This window comes from Collimonas sp. GW821-FHT02H07 (genome assembly GCF_059421505.1).
This window is the reverse complement of the sequence record NZ_JBWKVC010000001.1, coordinates 292,268-310,095: the sequence shown is the minus strand read 5'-3', so window position 1 is coordinate 310,095 and position 17,828 is coordinate 292,268. Positions and strand designations below refer to the sequence as shown.

Here is a 17,828-nt window from a genome sequence, read left to right as displayed (position 1 = left end):
GAGTAGCAACAGTTTTAGCAACGCACGGACCGTTCTTGGCACTTGCCAACCACCGGCCTGTTGGCCCGACTCAGCCCTTCATCGCAACAAAAGCGTTCTGCAAATCCTTCTTCAGATCGGCAATATTTTCCACCCCGACGGATAGCCGGACCAGCGAATCGGTAATCCCCAGCGTTGCCCGGTGCGCCGCCGGAATCGTCGCATGCGTCATGATGGCTGGATGCTCGATCAGGCTTTCGACGCCGCCCAGGCTTTCCGCCAGGGCGAAGATTTCGCAACGCTCCAGGAAACGCCTGGCGCCGGCCAGGTCGGTTTTGAGATCGACCGAGATGATGCCGCCGTAGCCTTGCATCTGGCGCTGCGCCAGTTCGTGCTGGGGATGCGAGCGCAAACCCGGGTAATGGACGCGCGCCACCTCAGGCAGGCTTTCCAGCCAGCCGGCCAGCTCCAGCCCGTTCTGGCAATGGCGTTCGACCCGCAACGCCAGCGTCTTGATGCCGCGCAGCGCCAGGAAACTGTCGAACGGACCGGCGATGGCGCCTACCGCGTTTTGCAGGAACCCCAGCCGCTCCAGCCATTCCGCCTGGCGCGCTTCGCGGCCGACCACGGCGATGCCGCCGATGATGTCGGAGTGGCCGTTCAGATATTTGGTGGTGGAATGCAGCACGACATCGAAGCCCAGGGTCAGCGGCTGCTGCACCATCGGGCTGGCGAAGGTATTGTCGGCCACGGCGATGATGCCGCGCTCGCGGCAGATCTTGGCGATCGCTTCCAGGTCAGCCAGCTTCAGCATCGGATTGGTCGGCGTTTCCACCCACACCATCTTGGTCTCAGGCCGTATCGCGTCCAGCAGGTTTTGCGGATCGACCAGGTTGACATAGCTGAACGAGAGGCCGGCGCTGCGCCGCCGCACCTTGTCGAACAGGCGGAAGGTGCCGCCGTACAGGTCGTCGCCGGCGATCACATGGGCGCCGGCGTCGAGCAGCTCCAGCACATTGGCGGCGGCGGCCATGCCGGAAGCGAAGGCGAAGCCTTGCGCGCCCTGTTCCAGGTCGGCGACGCAGCGCTCCAGCGCCCAGCGCGTCGGATTGTGGGAGCGGCCGTAATCCAGGCCCTTGTTCACGCCCGGGCTTTGCTGCACGAACGTCGAGGTGGCGTAGATCGGCGGCATGATGGCGCCGGTAGACGGATCGGGCGCCTGGCCGGCGTGGATCACGCGCGTGGCGAAATGCATGCCGGCGGTGTGGCCGCCCTCTTTGTCGTTGCTCATAATAGACTCCTGCGAAGATGATTAAGTAAATCGAAACGGGTGATCAGGCCATGGAACTGCTGGTCGTCGGCAATGATGGCGACCAGGCCGCGCGCCAGCGTGCTGCGCAAGGCCGGCAAGCCGGCATCCGGCGCCAGCTTTTCTATGGCGCTGGTCATGGTGCTGCTGACCGGGTCGCTGAAATGGGCCGGATCTGCCGCCACCTTGAGCAGCAGGTCCGATTCATCGATGATGCCGACCACTTGGCGGCCTTCCTGCGGCAGCACCGGCAGCTGCGAGACGTCAGCGCTGCGCATGCGGTTGAAGGCGGTCATCAGGGTATCGTCGGCAGCGACGCTGATGACGCCGCCATCGGTATAGCGGCGGCCGATGATGTCGCGCAGGTCGCCCAGCATTTCGCGCTTGAGCAAGCCCTGGTCGCGCATCCAGTTGTCGTTATAGACCTTGGACAGGTAGCGGGTGCCGGTGTCGCAGACGATAGTGACCACGCGCTTGGGCTCGGTCTGCTCGCGGCAATAGCGCAAGGCCGCCGCCAGCAAGGTGCCGGTGGAGGAACCGCCAAGGATGCCTTCGGCCCGCACCAGCTCGCGCGCGCTGCGGAAACTTTCTTCGTCGCTGATGGTATAGGTATGTTTTACAGCCGACAGGTCGGCAATCGACGGAATGAAGTCCTCGCCGATGCCTTCGACCGCCCAGGAACCCGGCGTCGATTTTATCTCGCCGGTATTCACGTATTCTGCCAGGATCGAACCTTGCGGATCGGCCAGCACGAATTCCAGTTGCGGCTGCACGCCGCGGAAGAAGCGCGTCAGGCCGGTCAGCGTGCCGGCCGAGCCGACGCCGCAGACAATCGCATCCAGCCGCTGTTCGCATTGCCGCCAGATCTCGGGGCCGGTGCTTTGCTCATGCGCCAGCGGATTGTGCGGATTGTTGAACTGGTCGGCAAAGAAAGCGCCCGGCGTCTCGCGCGCCAGGCGCGCAGCGACATCCTGGTAATACTCGGGATGGCCTTTGCCGACATCGGAACGAGTGATATGGACTTGCGCGCCCAGCGCTTTCAGATGCTGGATTTTTTCCACCGACATCTTGTCCGGCACCACCAGGATCACGCGATAGCCTTTGGCGCAAGCCACCAGCGCCAGGCCCAGGCCGGTATTGCCGGCAGTCGCTTCGATCACGGTGCCGCCGGCCTGCAGGCGGCCATCCTTCTCCGCCGCATCGATCATCGAGAGCCCGATGCGGTCCTTGATGGAGCCGCCGGGATTTTGCGATTCCAGCTTGAGAAACAGCTGGCAGCAGCCGGTATCGAGCCGCGTGACTTCTATCAACGGGGTATTGCCGATCAGGTCCAGCACCGCTGGACGGCTAGCTAAATTCATGGGCGGATCTTCCTGTCAGAAAGGCGGCAGCCATCGCGCTGCCTGTTTCACATAAGATGATCGGCCTATCTTATCAGTTCTTTACTGAAACATTTTGGTGCATGAAATTCATCGCATGCGTTTTACCGGTTTGCAGCGGACATAAAAAAGCCGGACGCAAACTTCGCGCCCGGCCAGTTCAGCAACGCCAGCTCAAAAAGAAAGCTCGCGGCTGCCTACGGTTAGAACTTGTAAGTACCTGTGATATAGAACTGACGTCCCAGCGGATCGGTGTAACGCGCATCGTAACCAACCTGGTTGCCGCCGCCGGCAGTGACCAGCGAGAGAGGCGGAGTACGGGCAAACAGATTCTTGATGCCGCCCGTGAATTCCAGGCCCTTTTTCACCGTCAGCTTGGTCTGCCAGTCAAACGTGGTGTATGACGCCACGTTATGGTTAGGCATGGCCACGAACGCACCGTAGGAACCGTCAGGATTGACGATACGCACAGTGGCATCGTCGGCGGTATAGGTTTGATCGTGATAACCGGAACGGTAGTTGGCTGCCAGCGTGTGGGTCCACATATCCGACTGCTTCCAGGAGCCGGCCAGACGGGAAATGACGCGGAACACCACGTTCTGGTCCGCACCATACTTGCCCAGGCTGCTTTGGGTGCCGCTGCCAGGGAAGTCCTGCTCGGCTTTCAGCATGTAAGTGCCGGTCCATTGCAGGCTCATGTCGCCGATTGGTGTTTTGGTCCGGAAACTATGATCCCAGTCGATGCCCTGATACTTGGCGCTGGCCAGGTTGACCGGCGTCTGCAGGAAGGCGATGGTTTGCGAGCCCTGGATCGGATCGTTGAACAGCTTGAACAGGTTGGAATACAGCACCGGATTGCCGAAGGCCAGGTTTTCCTGCAAGACGCTGATCTGGTCCTTGATGCGCACCGTCCACAGATCGAAGCCGATCGAGACATTGCGGATCGGCTCAAGACGGAAGCCGATAGTGCTTTGTTTCGACGTTTCCGGCTTCAGGCCGCTCGAACCGCTGAGCTGGTTACCGCCTTGCAGCAAGTCGTACTGGGTCGTACCCTGGCATCCAGCCGCCCGTGGATCAGGCGCCGAAACTGGGCATGGGTGCTGTTGCGCGGTATTGCCGACAAAAGTTACCGGCGAAGTGATCTGCGCCAAGGTCGGCGCCTTGAAGCCAGTGCCGTAAGAACCGCGCAGCAGGAATGATTCGACCGGTTGCCAGCGCGCAGAAATCTTATAGGTGGCTTTGCTGGCGGAGTTGCCTTGCGTCGCCGAGCCGATAGGATTGCCCGCCAGGTCAAAGTTGGAATCATTTTTTGCGGCGTCGTAGCTGTCGTAGCGCAATGCGCCCGTGAGATCAAAGGTCTTGGTCACAGGCACCAGCAATTCAGCGAACGTGCCGTAGTTCATCCGGCTTGCCGAGAACGGCAGCGAACCGGAGCCGCCGCCAAGAATGGCGTCGGTATAGTTCGGCTGCAGCGCGTTGGTGCTTTGCAGGATCGCACTCGGGCTATCGGAGTGCTGTTCCTTGGTCGCTTCCACGCCGATGCCGATCTGGGACATGCCGCCCGGCGCCTTGAACAGGTCGTGGGACACGTGCATGTTAAGGATATCGAGCTTAGAGATGGACTGGTCGAGCGTCTGATGCAGCACGGCCGGCGCCAATACGGCTACTGACGATCCTGCTGGCTGGAAGGGATCGAAAGCGCCTGAAGCGACAATATTTGAAAACGCATTGTTGCTGGCATAGCCGCCCAGGGCCTTGTCGTAGAAATGATTCTGCGAATGGGTGTAGGACGCGTTGTAGTCCCAGCCCAAGAGGTTGCCGTCGATGCCAAAGGCTACGTGGATGGCGTCGGTCTGGTAATTGTCGCGACGGCCGCCTGTATCAAACAAGCGCAAGCCCATCACCGCGCTGGCGACGTTGGCGGGATCCACACCCAGCTGGCTCAGGTAAGGCGTCACGTACTTGGCGTACAGCGGACTGCTCAGCGACAAGGCCAGCGGTTGGGCTGGCGGCGCATATTGCGGCTTGATCTGGTAGCGCGATGCAACGGCTTCGCCGAACAGCGTGGTGTCGCTGTTGAGCTTCCAGTTGCCGGATACGACGAAGCTGTCGCGGGTCGACTCCGGGATCAGCTCCACGGTAGAGGCATAATCGAACTTACAATACTGCCCAGACTGAAAAGTATTTGGGCCGCACTTGCCGTTCTTTAACAGGTCTGGCGAAAACTGCACGGTGGAACCGTCGTTGTTGCGCAAGGTAACGCCGGCCGGTGCCGTATTGGAGCTCAACTGGTACAAGGCGTAGTTCTGGCCGCCGACGCTGAACGGCACCACGCCTGTATCGGCAAAGCCGCGCTGGCCGGCAACCAGGTTTTTCTGCTCGTCGTGGCTGTATGCCAGCAACACGTTGTAGCCGTCCTTATCCAGATCGCCAAAGCCTTTTGACAGTCCTACATTAAAGCTCTTGCCGCCCGCTTTGGTCGGCGCATTGTAGGTGGCGGTGATGGTGGCTTCGGTCGAGTTTTTCTTGAGGATGAAGTTGACGACGCCGGCAATCGCATCCGATCCGTACAGCGCGGAAGCGCCGTCCGTGAGAATTTCAACCCGCTCAACCGCGGCCAGTGGAATACTTGCCAAGTTGACCGCATAATCGTTGTTGGCAATCGCCGATTTGGCGATGCGCCGTCCATTCAGCAGCACCAAGGTATAGCCGGAACCGATACCGTGAATCGACGCTGTTTCTACGCCGGCGCCGCCGCCGTTGACTGAGCTTGATGCGGGAATGAACCCTTGCATCGCAGGCAGCGCCTGGATCAGGTCGGCAACGCTGTTAGCGCCGCTCTTCGCAATATCGTCCTGGGTCAGCGTCTGCACTGGCAGCGCGCCTTCCTTGGTGATACGTTTGATGGATGAACCGGTGATTTCAACCCTTTGCATCTGCTGCGGTGAATCGTCCGTCTTTGTCTCCTGTGCCTGCACGGAATGCGCTAGCAATCCCAGCCCTACCACCGCTACGCCGCCTGAAAACATCAGTCGCAGCGCGTGAGGCAACTTTCTTTCTTTTATCATTACAAACTCCCTATGGGTAAGTTTCAGAGTAGAAATTTTAAGTTTTGTAAAAATCAAACAGATTTGTTAATCGCCTTGTGGGCGATGCAGCGGAAACCGTGCTCGAACAACCAAAAAGCAGGTTTCTTTTGCAGCAATGTCATTTCTTACGAAGGTCTTTTCTCGCGCTACACATTGCGTATTACGACAAAATATTTCCGTACAAACACAGGCAAAGCAACATACGTGCCACAAAACTTTCAACACTGAGACCATGCCTGTCCGCCCGGTTCACCAGCTGCAGTGCACCATGCGGATGAGCGATCGCTCGACATTTAAATTACCGTAAAGAAATCGGTTTTGGAAACTGAAGTGGGCTGGCGTAATCGGCATACAACAACTCAACCCTCTCAAAAGTAACAAGAGTAAAAGTTGTACCATTTGGGAACCAATTAGTGCATATTATTGTCCCCGACTGGCAACGCTCTGATTGAAATTATTGTTTATACAATAAACGGCAGTTCATGCCGCCAGCCCGGACCGGCAAGGGTTTACGGAAGAATTTGCTGCGCCGCCAAAGCGCTTAAGTGGGCCTTAAACGGGCAGTTTTGAAGGCGTGCCCAAAATTGGGAAGGGGAAATGCACCGAAAAGATCGTGCCGCCGGTGGCGCCCGGCTCCACCGTGATCCTGGCGCCATGATCCTTGGCGATATCGCGCACGATGGCCAGGCCAAGGCCGTTGCCGGCGATACTGTCGTCCAGCCGGTGCGAACGCTTGAAAATCGATTCCTGTTCCGAAGGGGCGATCCCCGGACCGGAATCTTCCACCGAAAAAATCCCGCCATCCTTGCCTTGCAGGGTGCTGACGGTCACCGTGCCGTTGCGCGGCGAATAGCGGATGGCGTTGTCAATCAGGTTATCGACCAGGTCGCGCAGCAGGAAATGGTCGCCCATCACTCGCGTCGGCTGCAGGTTGAAGCCGAGATCGATATTCTTCTTGTGCGCCTCCTCGACAAAATGCTGGACCGAGCCCTCGACCAGCTTGTTCATTTCCACCACCCGCAGCCGCTCCTTTTCAAACTTGGCCGGCTCGGCGCGCGCCAGCGTCAGCAGCTGGTTGGTCTGGCGGATCATGCGCTCGGTGGATGAGGTCATCAGCACGATCGAATGGGCGCTCTCGGGTTCATCCGCATATTTATGCAGCAGCCATTCCAGCTGCGTCCGGAAGCCGGCCAGCGGCGTACGCAACTGATGCGCCACGTTCGCCAGGAAATTCTGCTGTGCCTTGGCGTCCATCTGCACCCGTTCCAGCAAGCCGTTGATGGCCTTGACCACCGGACTGAGCTCGGACGGCACCGGCTTCTCATCCAGCGCCGACAGATCGTCCCGGCTGCGCGCATTGAGCTCTGCCTTCATTTTCTTCAGCGGCAGCAAACCCTGGCTGATCGCTAGCCATATCACGGCAATCAGCACCAGCGCCAACACCCCTTCCAGCAACAGCAGCGCCAGGAATATCACGGAACGGATATGGGTGCGCTTGCGCAGGGTTTCGGCGACGCCGATATGCACCGGCTGCTTGCCTATCATGGTTTTCAAGGCCATGATGCGCACCGGCTCGCCACGCATGAAACCGTCGTAAGGAGTCGGCTCGTTCAGCGCTTCGCGTTCCGGCAGCAGCGGAAAATCGGCATCTCCCGCCAGCAGCTTGCCCTGCTGGTCGCGCACCACCAGGAAGATGGCGTCGAAGTGATCGACCCGCAGCACCTGCTCGGCCTGCTTCGACAAATCGATCTCGACTTGCGCGCCATTCTCGTGCAAGCGCGGGATCATGGCCCAGCCGGCGTCCGCCAGACTCTGGTCGAACGCAATCTGGGCCGGGATCCAGGCCAGCCAGTAAGTCACGCCGGCGCCGATGATATTCACGGTCAGCAGCGGCACGACCAGCCACTTGAGCAGGCTGACGCGGATGCTGGGCATCTTCATGGATCGTTTTTTTCCAGCATGTAGCCAAAGCCGCGTATGGTGCGGATTTCAATCCCCGCATCGGCAATCTTCAGGCGGATGCGCGAGATGTAGACTTCGACGGCATTCAAGGTCAGTTCGGCGCCCCACGGCAGGATGGCGTCGATGATCTGCTGCCGCGACACCACCCGCGACGCCTGCTGCAGCAGGTACTCCAGCACCGCCCATTCGCGCACCGACAGATCGATCGTCTTGCCGTTGATCTTGGCCCGGCGCGACGAGGTATTCAGCGACAGCCCGCCCAGATGCATCTCCAGCGGCTGCGGCGCGCTGCGGCGCAAGAGCGCGCGCACCCGCGCCACCAGCTCCTGGGTCGCGAACGGCTTGACCAGATAATCGTCGGCGCCCAGTTCCAGCCCGTAGACCCTGTCTTGCACCGAATCGCGCGCCGTCAGCAACAGCACCGGCACATGGCTGCCGCGCGCCCGCAGGCGCCGGATCACTTCAAAACCGTCGATCCCGGGCAAGCCGATGTCCAGCACCACCACGGAGATTTCCGCACGCTGCAGCAGCGCATCGGCGTCATTACCGTTCTGCACCACGTCGACCACCATGCCGTGGCCTTTGAAGATGCGCAGGATGCCGTCCGCCAGCACCGAATCGTCTTCCACCAAAAGAATATGCATTGAATCCCTTACTACTTCCATGGCGATGCCTGGGCGCCGCCCGATAGCCTGTTATTGTCGTTGTATTGTCGTTATCGCAAGCCTCGATAATCTAGTGTCAATTTTAATCGCTAGTCATGCATTTGCGTTGATCGGCAGACTCCCGCAGCCGGCAAACTGCTGTGATAATAGTGCTTGACCTAGAGCGCACTCTAACTTCTACACTTTATCCCATGGCCACTTCCATCACGATCCAACAGGCAGCAGCAGCAACCGGACTCAGCGTCCACACTTTGCGCTATTACGAAAAGATAGGCTTGATCGACCCTGTCCCCAGGCAAAGCAATCAACATCGCCTGTACCGCCAGGAAGACCTGCGCTGGATTGAGTTCCTGCTCAGGCTGCGCGCTACCGGGATGTCGATACAGCAGATGCTGCGTTATGCGGAGCTGCGCAGGCTGGGGGAGCGTCTTGGAAGTGTGTCAGAACGCAAGGCATTGCTGGAACAGCATGCCGCAACGCTGGAAGCCGATCTTTTGGTGTTGCAAGACACCCTGGCCATGTTGCGCGGAAAAATCGCCATCTACGCCAGCCAGGAAGAACAGCTGAAAGCCCTCGTCGACACATAATCATTGGGAGCATCACATGCAACAAAGCACATACGAAAAAGGTCTGCAGCGCTTGAAAGAAGTGGACGACATCGCCGGCGAAAAGGTCATCGACAGCCTGGCCGACATCTCGCCGGACCTGGGACGCTATGTCATTGAATTCGGTTTCGGCGAAATTTATTCGCGCCCCGGGCTGACTCTGCAGCAGCGCGAACTGGCGACGGTAGCGGCGCTGACGGCGATGGGGACGGCGCAGCCGCAGCTGAAGGTGCATCTGGCGGCGGCCCTGAATGTCGGCCTGTCGCGCCTGGAAATCACTGAAACCATCATGCAGATGGCTTTGTATGCCGGCTTTCCGGCGGCATTGAACGGCATGTTTGCGGCCAAGGAAGTATTTGCCGAGCATGACCGCCTTGCCCAGTCCGAGACCAGCCCGCACTGACCGGCCACCGGCTCGCTCCGCTTGATCAGGGCGGAGCCGCAGCACAGATTCCCGGGATGCCAGCAAACGGTACGGCGCATGCGGTTTTCAAAGCATTCTCGGAAGGATGATCCGGGAAAAATCTGCCTTAGGGATACTCGGTAAAGCATCCGGCTGACAGACGATGCGGCCATGGTGGCGGCCTTCGCAGCACGCGTTTGACTCTGCTGTGACTGAAGTCTAAGGGAGCATGGCCGCGGACAGGAAATACCGATTCTGGATAGGGGTATAAGGAAAAACGATAGCCAGTTTCCTTCTGGCAAAACCGATACAGCTCAAGGCCGCGCCAGGATCCTTGCATGCAGCCATTCGCCGCTGCGGCACAATTCATCGGTCACCTCCAGCACCAGCCGCTCGACCGCCGCCGCCGCGGTGGTCAGCGGAATATTCCTGGAAGCGCACAGCGCCAGCGTGCGCGACATTTTTTCGCCGCTGATCGAGTAGGCAGTCATTTCGCCACGCTTGATCTCCGGAAGCAAGGGCGCCACCGGCAGGATGGTGGCGCCGATATCGGCCAGGATGGCTGATTTCATGATCGTCACCGAACTGATCTCGATCACGTTTTCCAGCACTATCCCCGCCGCCCGGGCGACGCTTTCTATGCGCGGGCGCACGCCGTGCTGCATGCCGGGCAGGATCAGCTTGGCCTTGGCCGCGCGGGCAAAGGTCACCGAGCGGCGCGCCGTCGCATATTGCGAACCGCTGCGCGTGATGAACATCATTTCCTCTTCCGCCAGCGGCGTGACGGCAAACGAGCCCAGCTGGCCGTCGTCGAACAGCACCGCCAGGTTGATGCGGCCTGTCTTCAGCTGCTCGATCAGGTTGCCGGTCAGTTCTTCCGTCAGCTGCAGCGAAATATCCGGATAGCGGGCGCGCATCGCCGTCAGCAAAGGCAAGGCCAGGATGCCGGAAACGCTTTGCGGTATGCCGAGCGCAACCGTGCCTGCCGGCTTGTCGGTGGACTGCGCAACGGCTGACCTGGCATCGATCACCTGCTTGAGGATGGCCTGCGCATGCTCATAGAAAATCTTGCCGGCATCGGTGGCGAGCACGCCCTGCGCCGAGCGATGCAAGAGTTGCGCGGACAGTTCGTCTTCCAGCTGCTTGATCTGCTGGGTCAGCGCCGGCTGGGCGATGTGCAAGACACGGGCGGCGCGCGACAGCGATCCATGATCGACGATGGCGACAAAATAGCGCAGTTGACGCAACTCCATAAAACGCGGACCTCGGTGATGTGTGTGGATAGGCTGAGCAGCCGGGAACAGTGTAAACGAGTTCGCCCGCCGCGCCCTGAAATCGGCGCATGGCCTTTCGCCGAGGGTCCGGCTACAATGCATCTCACAAAACCACCGCCAAGCTGAAACTCCACCGTCGCTTCCTATTCTAATAAGGCAGAGAGACATGTCAGAACCTTCAAGCCCAGCAAACGCTGCCGCCGGCAGCGCCTTCGAAGCCGCCACCTACGCCAAGGTCACCTGGCGCCTGCTGCCGATGCTCTTCCTCTGTTACGTCGCCTCCTATCTCGATCGGGTCAACGTCGGCTTCGCCAAGCTGCAGATGCTCAACGACCTGAAGTTCAGCGAAACCGTCTACGGCCTCGGCGCCGGGATTTTCTTCCTCGGCTACTTCATCTTTGAAATCCCCAGCAACATGATACTGCACCGGGTCGGCGCCCGGCTCTGGATCGCCCGCATCATGATCACCTGGGGCATCATCTCCGGCGCCATGATCTTCGTCGACAGCCCGGCCAGCTTCTACGCCATGCGTTTCCTGCTGGGCGTGGCCGAAGCCGGCTTCTTCCCCGGCGTCATCCTCTACCTGACCTACTGGTATCCGGCGCACCGGCGCGGCAAGATGACGGCGCTGTTCATGACCGGGGTGCCGGTCTCCGGCGTCATCGGCGGCCCGCTGTCGGGCTGGATCATGAAGGCCTTGCCCGGCGTGCATGGGCTGGCGGGCTGGCAATGGATGTTCATCCTGGAGGCGATTCCATCCCTGCTGCTGGGCGTCGCGGTGATCTTTTACCTGCAGGACCGGATCCGCGGCGCCGCCTGGCTGAGCGAGCAGGAAAAGCAGTTGCTGGAGTCGCAGATCCAGGCTGAAACCAGCCAGAAGCAAGAAGTGTCGCTAGGCCGGATGTTCGCCAATCCGCGCGTCTGGCTGATGTCGCTGATCTACTTCTGCTTCGTCATGGGCTTGTATGGCGTCAGTTTCTGGCTGCCGACCATCATCAAGACCACCGGTGTCACCGACACCTTCAACATCGGCCTGCTGACCGCGATTCCCTACGCCACCGCCGCAGTCGCCATGATCCTGATCGGCCACAGCGCGGACAAGCGGCGCGAGCGGCGCTGGCATGTGGCGATTCCGGCGGTGCTGGGCTGCATCGGCCTGATCTTCAGTACGGTGTATGACCACAATACCTTGCTGGCGATGTCGGCGCTGACGCTGGCCACGGTCGGCATCATTACCGTGCTGCCGCTGTTCTGGAGCTTGCCGACGGCGTTTCTCGGCGGCGCCGCAGCCGCGGCCGGGATTGCCCTGATCAACTCGCTCGGCAACCTGGCCGGCTTCGTCAGCCCCTACCTGGTCGGCTGGCTGAAAGACCTGACCCACAGCACCAACAGCGGCATGTACGTGCTGGCGGCATCGCTGCTGCTGGGCGCCGTGCTGACGCTGTCGGTGCCGAAACATCTGGTGAACAGATAGGAAAGGAAAAGCATGGCAATGCAGTTCAGGCCGGCAACCAGCGCCGACCTGCCGTTCCTGACAGCCTTGCGCCATGCCACCATGAGCGAGCACCTGGCGCGCGTGAATGCGGCGCGCGACGACGCTGCGCAGCTGGCGCGCATCCTGTTCCAGTTTGAGCACGCTCAGATCGTCTCCATTGCGGGCAAGCCGGTCGGCCTGCTGAAAGCGTATCGCGAGCCCGGTCAATGGCATATTGCCCAGATCCAGATTGCGCCCGAGTTCCAGGGGCAAGGACTGGACCGCATCCTGGTCGACAAGGTGCTGGCCCAGGCCCGCCGCGAGCAGTTGCCGACGACCCTGAGCGTATTGGAAGGCAACCCGGCGAAAAAACTGTACGAAGCGGCAGGCTTCAAGGAGGTCGGACGGGACGGCGTGGCATGGCTGATGTCCTGTCCTGCAGCCTAGGCGTCCTTGCCCCGGCCGCGGCGCCGCACTTCATCCATCATGAAAAAAATCGCAAAGTGCTTGCATTCGAGCCTGCCTTGGATAATAATTTAAATGAGAATCATTACTATTTAAAGTCAAGCGACCAAGGAGTATTTGATGACTAGTACGCGCGATGCAACAGACGGCCCGGCCGACAACTACCGTACCCCGCCAGAGCTCCTGATCTCAGCGGTCTTGCACTTGATATCGCAATACAATATGCATAATCTGGCGACCGACGCTTGCGTGCAATCGGCGCGCACCATTGAACGGCACCTGCGCACCCTGTCCGACTGGCCGGAACTGGCGCCGGTGCTGCGCGCCACTTGCCAGCAGTTGTCGGAGCAATGGACCTCGATGATTGAACGAGCGTTGCCTAAACAGAAAAGCGAGCGCTCGGCCTTTATCACGCGCCTGATTTCAGGCACCCGAGCGCTGTAAATGACGAAAGAGCCGAGAAAAGAGCCGGCCCGCCGGCCCTGCCTGATCCGCACGCAGCGGCAGTATGCCGCAGCGCCACTGTATTCCCCGGGAAGGGAGTAAATCCGTCTCCTGCCCGCTTTGAAATGGTTGCGCCAACGACCTGCCCGTTGCTGACGCCGACCGCCAAGTTTCAATGTGTGCATCTGACGGAGTGTGTGTCCTTATCGGCATTAGCCAACGCTGTGACGGTTTCTCCTCCCTAAACAGCGATTAGCCAAGCCGTTTTTTTACCGTCTTCCATGCCTTCCTACACCGCATGGCGGCCTTGTCCTACATTGGAAAGACTGCCAGCGTCGTATCATCGAGTTGGATGCAACTTCGCCACCCGAAAAGGAATGCATATGTTTACCACCCTGCACCTGACCCCTATCGTTTCACTGATCGCGGGCGTACTGATCCTGGCCATTCCACGACTGCTGAACTACATCATTGCGCTGTACCTGATCGTCATCGGCCTGATCGGCCTGTTCGGGACACGCTGAACGCAGCGCGGCCCGGGGCATCCGCTGGCGAAAAGCAATACGCGTGCGGGGAACCAAGCCATTTTTTGGCCGGATGCCAACTCATGCTTGACAAGCCCTGACTTTATCTCATACATTAAGGCCATGGCTTCCCCACGCATCCAATCCCGCTCCCTACTACAGCATCCTGGCTTACTGCCGGCAATGCTGCTAGTGCCGCTACTAGCGCTATCGCTACTACGCGCACTATGATCTCGACCCCGTTCTGACGGGGCACCCTGGCAGCAGCACCGCCAAACCAAGAAATCACAGTAGTGAAACTGAAATTCCGACTAGGCGTTTCAATTTTAAAGAGCCCGATTCCATGTACCGCATTCAGCGCCACCCTTCGCTCTCCCGCATCGCCAGCACATTTGCCGCCACTGCTGCGGCATGCATCTGCGCGCTATCGCTATCGCTGCTAAAGCTACCGATCGGTTGCCTGGCCTCGCGTTGATTTTTCCGAGTGGCAGCCAGGCAACCGCGCCGCCACCGACCTGTCCGTTCCCTGTTTCATCGGCACACGCATCTAGCAAACGTACTTAATCAGCTCCCAGAGAGGCTTCCCATGATGTTGCAAAACCCCGCTGTCAAATATCGCCCTTTTCCGCCCATCCCGCTGAGCGATCGCACCTGGCCCAATCAAGTCATCAGCGCGCCGCCAATCTGGATGAGCACCGATCTGCGCGACGGCAACCAGGCATTGATCGAACCGATGGACGCCGCGCGCAAGCTGCGTTTCTTCAAATTGCTGGTGAAAATCGGCCTCAAGGAAATCGAAGTCGGCTTTCCCTCCGGCTCGCAGACCGACTTCGATTTCGTGCGCCAGCTGATCGAAGAAAAGCATATTCCCGACGACGTCACCATCATCGTTTTGACGCAGTCGCGCGAAGACCTGATACGCCGTACGGTCGATTCGCTCAAGGATGCAAAACAAGCCATCGTCCACCTGTACAACCCGATTGCACCGGCCTGGCGCCGTATCGTGTTCGACAAGAGCCGCAATGAAGTCAAGGAAATCGCCGTCTCCGGCACGCGCCTGATCAAGGAGCTGACCGACGCCCGCCCGGAAACCCAGTGGCGCTATGAATATTCGCCGGAAACCTTCAGCATGGCGGAACTGGATTTTTCCAAGGAAGTCTGCGATGCCGTGGTCGATGCCTGGCAAGCCACGCCGGCCCGCAAAGTCATTCTCAACCTGCCGACCACGGTCGAGTGCAGCACGCCAAATGTGTTCGCCGACCAGATCGAATGGATGCACCGCAACCTGGCGCGCCGCGACGCCGCCATCATCAGCGTCCATCCTCACAATGACCGCGGCACCGGCGTCGCCGCCGCCGAGCTGGCCGTGATGGCCGGCGCCGACCGCGTCGAAGGTTGTCTGTTCGGCAACGGCGAACGCACCGGCAATGTCGACCTGGTGACCCTCGCTCTCAACTTGTACACCCAGGGCGTCAATCCCGGCCTGGACTTCTCCGACATCGACGAAGTGCGCCAATGCGTTGAGGATTGCAACCAGATTCCGGTCCACCCGCGTCATCCGTATGTCGGCGACCTGGTGTTTACCGCCTTCTCCGGCTCGCACCAGGATGCGATCAAAAAGGGTTTCGCCGCGCAGAAGGCCGACGCCATCTGGGAAATCCCCTACTTGCCGATCGACCCGGCCGATCTCGGCCGCAGCTACGATGCCGTGATCCGCGTCAACAGCCAGTCCGGCAAGGGCGGCATGGCCTATCTGCTGGAACAGGAATACGGCCTGGCGATGCCGCGCCGCCTGCAGATCGAATTCAGCCGCGCGATCCAGAAAGCCGCGGACGCCAGCGGCAAGGAAATCGCCGCCAGCGACATCTACAGCATCTTCAAGCAGGAATACCTGGACAAGCAAACCCCCTACGTCTATCGCGGCCATCGCATGAGCGAGGATTCGAGCCAGGCACAAGCGGTCAAGATTGAAATCGACATCGTCCGCGATGGCCAGGTGCACACCAGCAGCGGCCACGGCAACGGTCCGATCGATGCTTTCGTCAATGCACTGGGACTGGACATCAAGCTAATGGATTTCCATGAGCACGCGATCAGCGCCGGCGCCGACGCCCAGGCCGCCAGCTATATCGAGCTGCGCCTGAACGACGCCCCTACCGGCTTCGGCGTCGGCATCGACGCCAATACCCTGACCGCCTCGTTCAAGGCGATCCTGAGTGCGGTCAACCGGCAAATTGAAATCGCCGGCCAGGCCGCCAACCAGGAGATCGGCAGCAGCGCCGCTGCTGCGTAAAGAGCAGTTTTATCTGCTTGCCGCGGCGATCACGCGACAGGCAGGCTTCGTGCAGGCTGGGTATTACCGTACTACATGCTTTCATCAGCGCGGCCGGACGTCAGTTACCAGTGACGACCCGCCGCGCTATTACTTCTTTTACGCGAAATAAAAACAGTCGACGAAAAAAACCGCTACTGATTGATAGCAGTAGCGGTTTTTTCATTTCGACCCTGCCGATCAGGCCATTGCCACTGCGCTGGTCAGATCATTGATACGCGCGCGAGCTGCCGCAAAACCGGCTTCTTTCGCTTCAGGACTGTAGGCCAGGCCATCGGCGCGGACCACTTCGATATCGGTAATCCCGAGGAAGCCGAACACTAATTTCAAGTAGTCTTCATGCGCCACGCCAGTAGGGCCGCCTGCATGCTTGCCGCCGGAAGTCGACACGATCACGACGCGCTTGCCCTTGGCCAGGCCTTCCGGACCTTTTTCGGTATAGCGGAAAGTCACGCCGGCGACGCTGATCTGGTCGATCCATGCCTTGAGCTGGGTCGGCACGCTGAAGTTGTACATTGGCGCGCCGACTACGATCACGTCCGCTGCCAGGAATTCATTGAGGATGGCTTCGTTCAGTTCCACTTCCAGCTTTTGCGCCAGGTTGCGCTTTTCAGCAGGCGTGCCTTTGGCGGCAAAGGTGGCGCCGGACAAATGCGCGGTGACGTCTTTGCTAAGGTCGCGATAGCTCAGGTCGATATCGCTGTCGGCGGCCATCAGGGTGGCCACGACTTCGCGTGTGAGTTGGCGCGAAGCCGAAGCGTCGCCGAGAATGCTGGAGTCGATTTGCAAGAGTTTCATGATGTATTCCGTTCTATCAAATGAAGAGTGGATCAAAATCCATAGCAATCCGGAGAACCCATTTCTCGATGCCAAAGAGTTTGACTGACTGGTTGTTGAACCATTGAGCACATCCTACCTTTGCATCAGCAATAGAACTAGTCATCAAAAATAAGATATATTGTTCCATATACAGAACACTGGATGACGATCATGCAAGATTTGAACGACCTCTATTTCTTTGCCAATGTGGTGCAGGAAGGCGGCTTCACAGCCGCCGGCCGCAGCCTGGGCATTCCGAAATCGCGCTTGTCGCGCCGGATTTCCGAGCTGGAAACCCGGCTGGGCGCACGCTTGCTACAACGCAACACCCGCGGCATCGCCCTCACCGATCTCGGCACCCGCTACTACCAGCATTGCCAGGTGGTGATTGCCGCGGCCGACGCGGCCGAACTGGCGGTGACCAGCTCGCTGGCGGAACCGAGCGGCACGGTGCGGGTGAGCTGCGTGGTGGCGATTGCGCAGACGGAAGTGGCGTTTGCGCTGCCGGCCTTCCTGGAGCGCTACCCGAAAGTGAATATCGACCTGCTGTTCACCAACCGCCGCATCAACCTACTAGAGGAAGGGGTGGATGTCGCGGTGCGGGTGCGCGCTACCGACGATGAGGATCCCAACCTTGCTACACGGCGTTTGCGTTCCGCCTCCGGCGTGCTGGTGGCGACGCCGGAGCTGTTGGCCAGATATGGCGTACTTAGCCACCCGCGCGAACTGGCAAAACTGCCCTTCCTCGGCGCGGTGGAGCGTGATCGGCGCATCCACCAGCCGCTCGACGGCCCCGGCGATGAACGTTACGAACTGGTGACGGAAGCGCGCCTGGCGGTAGAGGATTTCTCCCTGCGCAAGCGCGCGGCGTTGCGCCATCTCGGCCTGACCATGCTGCCTACCGAGTATTGCAGCGAAGAGATGGCGCAAGGCCGGCTGATCCATGTGCTGCCCGACTGGACCACGCCGGCGGGGCATCTGCAAGTTGTGTATCCGACCCAGAGAGGTTTGCTGCCGGCGGTGCGGGTGTTCGTCGATTTCCTGATCGAGCATCTCAGCAAACTGCAATTCCCTGCCGACCGCTGTCGGGAATGACAGAAAAAAA

At 59.7% G+C, this 17,828-nt stretch carries 15 protein-coding genes; 8 read left to right on the top strand and 7 right to left on the bottom strand.

Annotation, left to right across the window (positions count from 1 at the left end; translation table 11 throughout):
* Positions 1 to 70: 70 nt before the first annotated feature.
* The 5 genes from AC07V8_RS01270 to AC07V8_RS01250 form a co-directional block, all read right to left on the bottom strand.
* Complete coding sequence (locus tag AC07V8_RS01270) at positions 71 to 1,270, bottom strand: trans-sulfuration enzyme family protein (RefSeq protein ID WP_494677010.1); 1,200 nt, start codon at positions 1,268 to 1,270, stop codon at positions 71 to 73.
* Positions 1,267 to 2,649: a pyridoxal-phosphate dependent enzyme gene (locus AC07V8_RS01265; RefSeq protein ID WP_494677011.1), complete on the bottom strand. Its 1,383-nt coding sequence runs from the start codon at positions 2,647 to 2,649 to the stop codon at positions 1,267 to 1,269. Before AC07V8_RS01265 ends, AC07V8_RS01270 begins: the two co-directional genes overlap by 4 nt.
* A gap of 221 nt (positions 2,650 to 2,870) precedes the next feature.
* A complete protein-coding gene (locus AC07V8_RS01260; protein ID WP_494677012.1) occupies positions 2,871 to 5,735 on the bottom strand; it encodes a TonB-dependent receptor domain-containing protein in 2,865 nt (954 codons plus the stop codon).
* Between the two features lie 573 nt (positions 5,736 to 6,308).
* Positions 6,309 to 7,697: a sensor histidine kinase gene (locus AC07V8_RS01255; protein ID WP_494677013.1), complete on the bottom strand. Its 1,389-nt coding sequence runs from the start codon at positions 7,695 to 7,697 to the stop codon at positions 6,309 to 6,311.
* A complete protein-coding gene (locus AC07V8_RS01250; protein WP_494677014.1) occupies positions 7,694 to 8,362 on the bottom strand; it encodes a response regulator transcription factor in 669 nt (222 codons plus the stop codon). Before AC07V8_RS01250 ends, AC07V8_RS01255 begins: the two co-directional genes overlap by 4 nt.
* Before the next feature lie 212 nt (positions 8,363 to 8,574).
* Between AC07V8_RS01250 and AC07V8_RS01245 the strand changes: the two genes are divergently transcribed.
* Together AC07V8_RS01245 and AC07V8_RS01240 are read left to right on the top strand one after the other, a co-directional pair.
* Entirely contained in the window at positions 8,575 to 8,970 is a 396-nt protein-coding gene (locus tag AC07V8_RS01245; protein ID WP_494677015.1) for a MerR family transcriptional regulator, read from the top strand.
* Positions 8,971 to 8,986: 16 nt separating this feature from the next.
* Entirely contained in the window at positions 8,987 to 9,391 is a 405-nt protein-coding gene (locus AC07V8_RS01240) for a carboxymuconolactone decarboxylase family protein (RefSeq protein WP_494677016.1), read from the top strand.
* 314 nt (positions 9,392 to 9,705) lie between these two features.
* Here AC07V8_RS01240 and AC07V8_RS01235 read toward each other — a convergent pair whose 3' ends face one another.
* Entirely contained in the window at positions 9,706 to 10,644 is a 939-nt protein-coding gene (locus AC07V8_RS01235; protein ID WP_494677017.1) for a LysR substrate-binding domain-containing protein, read from the bottom strand.
* Between the two features lie 187 nt (positions 10,645 to 10,831).
* Between AC07V8_RS01235 and AC07V8_RS01230 the strand changes: the two genes are divergently transcribed.
* The 5 genes from AC07V8_RS01230 (at position 10,832) to leuA (ending at position 15,865) form a co-directional block, all read left to right on the top strand.
* The gene (locus AC07V8_RS01230; protein WP_494677018.1) at positions 10,832 to 12,139 is read left to right on the top strand and encodes an MFS transporter; all 1,308 of its coding nucleotides are present in this window, start codon (positions 10,832 to 10,834) and stop codon (positions 12,137 to 12,139) included.
* Positions 12,140 to 12,151: 12 nt separating this feature from the next.
* Complete coding sequence (locus AC07V8_RS01225; RefSeq protein WP_494677019.1) at positions 12,152 to 12,586, top strand: GNAT family N-acetyltransferase; 435 nt, start codon at positions 12,152 to 12,154, stop codon at positions 12,584 to 12,586.
* A gap of 138 nt (positions 12,587 to 12,724) precedes the next feature.
* The gene (locus AC07V8_RS01220) at positions 12,725 to 13,048 is read left to right on the top strand and encodes a hypothetical protein (protein ID WP_494677020.1); all 324 of its coding nucleotides are present in this window, start codon (positions 12,725 to 12,727) and stop codon (positions 13,046 to 13,048) included.
* A 383-nt stretch (positions 13,049 to 13,431) separates the two neighbouring features.
* Positions 13,432 to 13,572: a DUF3096 domain-containing protein gene (locus tag AC07V8_RS01215; protein ID WP_082792731.1), complete on the top strand. Its 141-nt coding sequence runs from the start codon at positions 13,432 to 13,434 to the stop codon at positions 13,570 to 13,572.
* Positions 13,573 to 14,158: 586 nt separating this feature from the next.
* Positions 14,159 to 15,865: a 2-isopropylmalate synthase gene (leuA, locus tag AC07V8_RS01210; protein ID WP_494677021.1), complete on the top strand. Its 1,707-nt coding sequence runs from the start codon at positions 14,159 to 14,161 to the stop codon at positions 15,863 to 15,865.
* 219 nt (positions 15,866 to 16,084) lie between these two features.
* Here the strand turns inward: leuA and AC07V8_RS01205 are convergent, their stop codons facing one another.
* Positions 16,085 to 16,702 (bottom strand): FMN-dependent NADH-azoreductase, encoded by a 618-nt coding sequence (locus AC07V8_RS01205; protein ID WP_494677022.1) that lies wholly within the window; start codon positions 16,700 to 16,702, stop codon positions 16,085 to 16,087.
* A gap of 192 nt (positions 16,703 to 16,894) precedes the next feature.
* Between AC07V8_RS01205 and AC07V8_RS01200 the strand changes: the two genes are divergently transcribed.
* The gene (locus AC07V8_RS01200) at positions 16,895 to 17,818 is read left to right on the top strand and encodes a LysR substrate-binding domain-containing protein (RefSeq protein ID WP_494677023.1); all 924 of its coding nucleotides are present in this window, start codon (positions 16,895 to 16,897) and stop codon (positions 17,816 to 17,818) included.
* Positions 17,819 to 17,828: the final 10 nt, after the last annotated feature.

Excerpts from the sequence above, each read along its gene's own strand:
- AC07V8_RS01270 (WP_494677010.1), bottom strand. The coding sequence starts at position 1,270 with ATGAGCAACGACAAAGAGGGCGGCCACACCGCCGGCATGCATTTCGCC.
- AC07V8_RS01265 (WP_494677011.1), bottom strand. The coding sequence starts at position 2,649 with ATGAATTTAGCTAGCCGTCCAGCGGTGCTGGACCTGATCGGCAATACC.
- AC07V8_RS01260 (WP_494677012.1), bottom strand. The coding sequence starts at position 5,735 with ATGATAAAAGAAAGAAAGTTGCCTCACGCGCTGCGACTGATGTTTTCA.
- AC07V8_RS01255 (WP_494677013.1), bottom strand. The coding sequence starts at position 7,697 with ATGAAGATGCCCAGCATCCGCGTCAGCCTGCTCAAGTGGCTGGTCGTG.
- AC07V8_RS01250 (WP_494677014.1), bottom strand. The coding sequence starts at position 8,362 with ATGCATATTCTTTTGGTGGAAGACGATTCGGTGCTGGCGGACGGCATC.
- AC07V8_RS01245 (WP_494677015.1), top strand. The coding sequence starts at position 8,575 with ATGGCCACTTCCATCACGATCCAACAGGCAGCAGCAGCAACCGGACTC.
- AC07V8_RS01240 (WP_494677016.1), top strand. The coding sequence starts at position 8,987 with ATGCAACAAAGCACATACGAAAAAGGTCTGCAGCGCTTGAAAGAAGTG.
- AC07V8_RS01235 (WP_494677017.1), bottom strand. The coding sequence starts at position 10,644 with ATGGAGTTGCGTCAACTGCGCTATTTTGTCGCCATCGTCGATCATGGA.
- AC07V8_RS01230 (WP_494677018.1), top strand. The coding sequence starts at position 10,832 with ATGTCAGAACCTTCAAGCCCAGCAAACGCTGCCGCCGGCAGCGCCTTC.
- AC07V8_RS01225 (WP_494677019.1), top strand. The coding sequence starts at position 12,152 with ATGGCAATGCAGTTCAGGCCGGCAACCAGCGCCGACCTGCCGTTCCTG.
- AC07V8_RS01220 (WP_494677020.1), top strand. The coding sequence starts at position 12,725 with ATGACTAGTACGCGCGATGCAACAGACGGCCCGGCCGACAACTACCGT.
- AC07V8_RS01215 (WP_082792731.1), top strand. The coding sequence starts at position 13,432 with ATGTTTACCACCCTGCACCTGACCCCTATCGTTTCACTGATCGCGGGC.
- leuA (WP_494677021.1), top strand. The coding sequence starts at position 14,159 with ATGATGTTGCAAAACCCCGCTGTCAAATATCGCCCTTTTCCGCCCATC.
- AC07V8_RS01205 (WP_494677022.1), bottom strand. The coding sequence starts at position 16,702 with ATGAAACTCTTGCAAATCGACTCCAGCATTCTCGGCGACGCTTCGGCT.
- AC07V8_RS01200 (WP_494677023.1), top strand. The coding sequence starts at position 16,895 with ATGCAAGATTTGAACGACCTCTATTTCTTTGCCAATGTGGTGCAGGAA.